5 protein-coding genes, 1 tRNA gene and 1 pseudogene are annotated in these 5,539 nt (G+C 62.7%); 5 read left to right on the plus strand and 2 right to left on the minus strand.

Annotated elements, in window-relative coordinates:
* Positions 1–369: pseudogene (locus tag IP81_RS21730) on the plus strand (IS3 family transposase); the annotation flags it as partial.
* Between the two features lie 20 nt (positions 370–389).
* Here IP81_RS21730 and IP81_RS16945 read toward each other — a convergent pair.
* Positions 390–476, minus strand: a tRNA-Leu gene (locus tag IP81_RS16945).
* Between the two features lie 222 nt (positions 477–698).
* On the opposite strand from IP81_RS16945, the gene IP81_RS16950 reads away from it, so the two are divergent.
* Both IP81_RS16950 and IP81_RS16955 read left to right on the plus strand, forming a co-directional pair.
* Positions 699–1,664, plus strand: coding sequence for a complex I NDUFA9 subunit family protein (locus IP81_RS16950; RefSeq protein WP_054109192.1), 966 nt, complete (start codon positions 699–701; stop codon positions 1,662–1,664).
* Positions 1,665–1,806: 142 nt separating this feature from the next.
* Complete coding sequence (locus tag IP81_RS16955; protein WP_054109188.1) at positions 1,807–2,670, plus strand: MipA/OmpV family protein; 864 nt, start codon at positions 1,807–1,809, stop codon at positions 2,668–2,670.
* A 95-nt stretch (positions 2,671–2,765) separates the two neighbouring features.
* Here the strand turns inward: IP81_RS16955 and IP81_RS16960 are convergent, their stop codons facing one another.
* A complete protein-coding gene (locus tag IP81_RS16960; protein ID WP_054109189.1) occupies positions 2,766–3,401 on the minus strand; it encodes a YqaA family protein in 636 nt (211 codons plus the stop codon).
* 222 nt (positions 3,402–3,623) lie between these two features.
* Here IP81_RS16960 and IP81_RS16965 point away from each other — a divergent pair, with 222 nt between their 5' ends.
* Complete coding sequence (locus tag IP81_RS16965) at positions 3,624–4,142, plus strand: hypothetical protein (protein ID WP_054109190.1); 519 nt, start codon at positions 3,624–3,626, stop codon at positions 4,140–4,142.
* Positions 4,135–5,475, plus strand: coding sequence for a DNA-packaging protein (locus IP81_RS16970; protein ID WP_054109191.1), 1,341 nt, complete (start codon positions 4,135–4,137; stop codon positions 5,473–5,475). Before IP81_RS16965 ends, IP81_RS16970 begins: the two co-directional genes overlap by 8 nt.
* The last annotated feature ends 64 nt before the right edge of the window (positions 5,476–5,539 follow it).

Genomic DNA, 5,539 nt, shown 5'->3' on the forward strand with positions numbered 1-5,539 from the left:
CTGCTCCGGCTGATTGATGCCGTGCCCTACAAGATCAACACCGTACTGACCGACAACGGTATCCAGTTCACCACACCGGGCGGTGGTGGATCGGCTGTCCCGCTGATCAAGGAGGCGACGGTCAAGCGCTTCTATTATGAGACCCACGACCAACTGCGCGAGCACCTCGCCAACTTCATCGCAGCCTACAACTTCGCCAAGCGGCTCAAGACCATCAAAGGCCTCACGCCCTAAAAATACATCTGCAGATGCTGGACAAAAGAACCCCACCGGTTCACATCAAACACGCACCGTCAATCTCCGCGACCAAACATGCATCAAAATAATCCAGAAAACGGCAGATCTCAGCTAATTTTCCAACGATTTTGATGCCACTCCCGCAGGAGTTTTGGTGCCCAGAAGAGGACTCGAACCTCCACGCCCTTGCGAGCGCCAGCACCTGAAGCTGGTGCGTCTACCAATTCCGCCATCTGGGCACGGGGCAGATGGCGAATGGGCCAGCTGCCGGGTAGGAGGGCGCAACTAAGCGACGGGGGGCGGGGTGTCAACGGGGCAAAGTCGAGAATCGCGGACTCTTTTTTCTGTCGGGGGCAGATTGGGGATGTTCGGCATTGAAAGCGCGCCCTTTGCTGTGCCAAAGGCGGCGTATGGGCGCGCTGGTTTTCGGGCGCTGCCGCGATTTGCAGGATTTAGGGCACATGGCACAGGGCAAGACGCGCGATCTCGATGGCATGTTGGTGGCGCTGGTAGGCGGCACAGGCTTTTTCGGGACGCATCTGGCGCAGGAACTGTTGGCGCGCGGGGCGCGGCTGCGCGTATGCAGTCGCCATCCCGAACGCGCGTTCCGGGTAAAGCCGCTGGGCGGGCTGGGGCAGACGCAACTGGTGGCGGTTGATGTGTTGAAGCCGCATACGGTGGCGGTGGCGCTGACCGGAGTTGATGCGGTGGTCAATTTGGTGGGCGCGTTTGCGGGCAATCTGGATGGGTTGCAAGGCGCAGGCGTTGGGGCGTTGGCGCAAGCAGCCAAGGATGCGGGCGCGAAGGCGTTTGTCCACGTTTCGGCGCTGGGTGCGAATGCGGGTTCCGATGTGGCCTATGCCCGGACCAAGGCCGAGGGCGAAGTGGCGGTGCTGGCGGCGTTCCCGACCGCAACCGTCGTTCGGCCATCGATCCTTTTTGGCGAGGACGACAATTTCCTGAACATGTTTGGCGGGTTGGTTTCGAAGCTGCCGGTTGTGCCGGTGTTCGGGCCGGATGCGAAGTTGCAGCCGGTGTTTGTGGACGATGCGGCAGAGGCGGTGGCGAGCGCGCTGGCCAATCCATTGGCGCATGGCGGCAAGACGTATGAACTGGCCGGGCCGGAAGTGGTTACGATGGGCCAGTTGAACCGCCGGATTGCCAAGGCTGCGGGGCGCAGCCCGGTGTTTGCCGAATTGCCCGATGCGGTATCGGCAGCGATTGCGGCGCTGACGGGCTGGCTGCCGGGTGCGCCGATCACCACGGACCAGTGGAAGCTGCTGGCTGCGGGGAATGTGGCGACGGGGACTTTGCCGGGGATTGAGGCGCTGGGCGTCAACCCGCGTCCACTGGGGCTGTTCCTTGATCGGTGGATGACGCGTTATCGCAAGTTCGGGCGGTTCGGGGTGAAAACCAAAGCGGCCTGAAATCGGCTATTTAACCGCCTGATTAACAATTCGATACAATCGGGCAAAGCTGCGTTCAAGAGCGTTGTGCCAAGGCGGGGTAATCAAAGCCGGGCGCGCTTCTGTTTACGCCGGCCGTGTTGCTGTCAAATGGAGAGCACCGATGTATCGTTTCCCGACCCTTGCCCTGCTGGTATTTGCGCTTGCCACACCGGTTATGGCGCAAGACCAGCGTCCGGTTGCCAATCCCGGAGCTGCCGGAGCGGCTGCGGCCAGACCACCTGCGGGGCCGCAGGGTTGGGTGCTAACTTTGGGCTTGGCACCGGTGTTCGGGAACGCATGGCAAGGATCGCGCGATACGGCGGTTTCGATCTTTCCCGACGTTCGGCTGAACTACAACGACACGATCTTTATCTCGTTGCCAGATGGACTTGGCTGGAATGCTGTGAACCGCGACGGCTGGAAAGCGGGGCCGCTGCTGAAAGCGCGCGTTGGCCGTAATGAGAATGACGGTGGTTCACCGTTCCAGATCGCTGGAGGCAGCGATGATCTGATCGGCATGGGCAATATTGGTGTGGCTGGCGAGGCCGGTGGCTTTGTGGAGAAGCGGTTCGGACCCAAAAACCGGTTGCGCGGGCGGATCGAAGTGCGTCAGGGCTTTGGCGCGCATGAGGGTATTGTCGGTGATGTTTCGCTGGCCCTGCAAGGACGTAGCGGGCGTGTGATCTATTCGGTGGGTCCGCGGGCGCAGCTTGCCAGTGCCGATTACATGCAGACGTACTTTGGCGTGAATGCGCAGCAAGCGCAGCGCACCGGGCTGGCGGTTTCGCGGCCCGACGGCGGGCTGGTGTCCTATGGCGTGGGAGGGGCGCTGGTCCGGCCACTGGACCGGCGGCGTTCGATCACGTTGTTTGGCGGGGTGGACCGGCTGGGCGGTGAACCTGCGGGCACATCGCTGATCCGGGAGCGTGGGCAGCGGACGCAGTTTACCGTGGCGCTGGGGTATGGGATGCGGTTCGGGTTGTAAGGGCAAGTGTCGTAAGCCCACCCCCGACCCCTCCCGCAAGCGGGAGGGGGGGAAGAGAGTGTGCCCTTCCCGCAAGCGGGAGGGGGAAGACGGAATTATTTGAGCGGGGCGACTTGTTCGCACTTGGACTTGGCATCGGAGGTTCCGCTGCCGCCGAGCATGGTGGCGGCGATGAAGCCGCCGACGACGAGCACGACGAATCCGACGGTGACGAGGCCGAGGTACTTATCGATGTAGCGCTTGATCGGGGCACCGAACAGGCGGAACAGCACGCCGACGATCATGAAGCTGATCGAGCGGGACACGATGCTGGCCAGGATGAACGGCACCAGCGGCATGGCGATGAAGCCTGCGGTGATCGTGAGCAGTTTGAACGGGATAGGCGTGGCGCCCTTGATCATGATAATCTCTACCCCGTAATCGCGCAAATAGCAGGCGGCTTTGGGGAAGCTCTCGGTGAGGCCGAGGGCAGCGAGCAGTTGTGTGCCGACCGTATCGTAGAGCGCATAGCCGATGGCATAGCCAAGCAGACCGCCCATAACCGAGGCGATTGTGGCGATGGCGGCAAAGCGGATGGCGCGCTTTGGTTCGGCCAGGCACATCAGACCGAGCAAGGGATGCGGCGGGATCGGGAAGAAGCTGGCTTCCATGAAAGCGAACAGCGCCAGCCACCATTCGGCGTGTGGATGCGAGGCCTTGGCCATTGTCCAATCGTAGAGGCGGCGGAGCATTACGAATCCCGTCAATTGTTGCAGCGCGGCATCTAAGCGAGGCGCGCGCAAAGTGCCAGAGATGGTTTGATTAACCAGATTGGCACTTTCTGGTTGACATTTGCGGGTTCATTCGGTACATAACAAGAACATTGCGATTGACCGAGTCGCCGCAAAAGGGCGGCACCGGACGTTGCGGGTATTCCGAATAATCCATTTCTTTTTAGCGCGAGGATGGTCTGAATGGGCAAACCAACCCAGTCTGTACGTGTGTCTGGTCCACGCGCAACCAAGGGCGCTGTGACGGCGGCAAAGCGCCAAAGGGCAAAGCGTTCGGGGCCGAAGCGGAGCTGGCAGCCTGCATTTTTATTGGCTTTGGCGGAAACATCAAACGTAACCGCAGCGGCGAATGCTGCGGGGGTGCAGCCATCCTATCCCTATAAAGTGAAGCGGGATGACAACGCATTTGCCAAGGCCTGGCGTGAGGCGCTGTGCGAGGGTTATGATAACCTTGAGCTGGAACTGCTGCACCGGTTGCGCTTTGGCGAGGCCAAGGATGCCGATGCCAAGTTTGATAATGCCAATGCGCTGCGGTTGCTGACGCAACATCGCGAGACAGTGGCGCGGCAGCGCGCAATCCGCGGCAATGAGGATGTGGCGCAAGTGCGCGCCTCGATCCACGCAAAGCTGCTGCAATTGCGCGAGCAGGTTCTGGCGCGCCGCAAGGCCGAGCAGGAGAGTGCGGACGCTTCGCATGGATAATGGCGAAGAGCTGGACGCATTAATCGAGGCCAACCCTGACGAGTTGGTTGGCTTCTTGAAAAAACTTTCAAAAGAGGAATACGACGAATGGCAGTGGGACTGGAACGTGTGGGGCCGCGCGGCCCAACGCGCGCCCGATGGTGATTGGCGCATATGGCTGGTGATGGCCGGGCGCGGGTTTGGCAAGACGCGGCTGGGTGCCGAATGGGTGCGCGCACAAGCCGAGGCTGATCCCGATGCGCGGATCGCGCTGGTGGCGTCATCGCTGCACGAGGCGCGCAGCATCATGGTGGAAGGCGAGAGCGGACTGCTTTCGATCGGCGCACCCGAGCGGCGACCGGTGTTTGAATCATCGGTGCGCAGGCTGGTGTGGCCCAATGGTGCGCAGGCGTTTTTGTATTCGGCTGGAGAGCCGGAAAGCTTGCGCGGGCCGCAGCACAGCCATGCGTGGTGTGATGAGGTGGCCAAATGGGACGCAGGCGCGCTGCGCGGGACGAGCCGGGCCATCTCGGCCTGGGACAACCTGCTGATGGGCCTGCGGTTGGGCGCTGATCCGCGCCTTGTGGCAACGACGACGCCGCGCCCTGTGCCTTTGGTGGGGCGCATGCTGGACGAAGGCGAGGCAGGCGGGGTGGTGCTGACGCGCGGAAGCACGTTTGACAATGCGCAGAACCTGCCAGCGCGATTTATTGCGGCCATGCAGCAGACCTTCGGCGACACATTGCTGGGGCGGCAGGAACTGCATGGTGAGCTGATCCGTGATCTGGTGGGCGCGCTGTGGAGCCGCGCGCTGATTGAAAGTGCGCGTGAGACCACGGTTCCGCCGATGACCCGCGTGGTGGTGGCGGTGGATCCGCCAGCCAGCGCGCACGGCGATGCCTGCGGGATCGTGGTGTGCGGTTTGGGCGATGACAGGATCGCGCGGGTGCTGGCCGACTGTTCGGTGGAACAGGCCAGCCCCGAACGATGGGCCCGCGCCGTTGCAGATGCCGCGCTTGCCTGGTCTGCGGACCGGGTGGTGGCCGAGGCGAACCAGGGCGGGGCGATGGTGGAGGCGGTGCTGCGCGCTGCCGAAGCATCGCTGCCCTTGCGCCTTGTCCATGCAAGCCGTGGCAAGACGGCGCGGGCCGAGCCGGTGGCGGCGCTTTATGAGGCAGGGCGGGTGCGCCACGCCGGGATGTTTCCAAGGCTGGAGGATGAGCTGTGCGGATTGATGCCGGGCGGTGAATACCAAGGGCCGGGACGATCCCCCGACCGCGCCGATGCCTGTGTGTGGGCGCTGACCGAGCTGATGCTGGGCCGCGCCGGAGAGCCGCGCATCTGGTTTGATTGAGGGGTGGGCGGGTTGTTGAGCCGACCCGACCGCAATTTGCCCCTGAGTGACAGGCCCACCCCCG

Source organism: Novosphingobium sp. AAP83 (assembly GCF_001295795.1).
Classification (GTDB): Bacteria; Pseudomonadota; Alphaproteobacteria; order Sphingomonadales; family Sphingomonadaceae; genus Novosphingobium.

What these genes read in the sequence shown, in the direction of transcription:
- IP81_RS16950 (WP_054109192.1), top strand. Translation starts at nt 699, where the DNA reads ATGGCACAGGGCAAGACGCGCGATCTCGATGGCATGTTGGTGGCGCTG.
- IP81_RS16955 (WP_054109188.1), top strand. Translation starts at nt 1,807, where the DNA reads ATGTATCGTTTCCCGACCCTTGCCCTGCTGGTATTTGCGCTTGCCACA.
- IP81_RS16960 (WP_054109189.1), bottom strand. Translation starts at nt 3,401, where the DNA reads ATGCTCCGCCGCCTCTACGATTGGACAATGGCCAAGGCCTCGCATCCA.
- IP81_RS16965 (WP_054109190.1), top strand. Translation starts at nt 3,624, where the DNA reads ATGGGCAAACCAACCCAGTCTGTACGTGTGTCTGGTCCACGCGCAACC.
- IP81_RS16970 (WP_054109191.1), top strand. Translation starts at nt 4,135, where the DNA reads ATGGATAATGGCGAAGAGCTGGACGCATTAATCGAGGCCAACCCTGAC.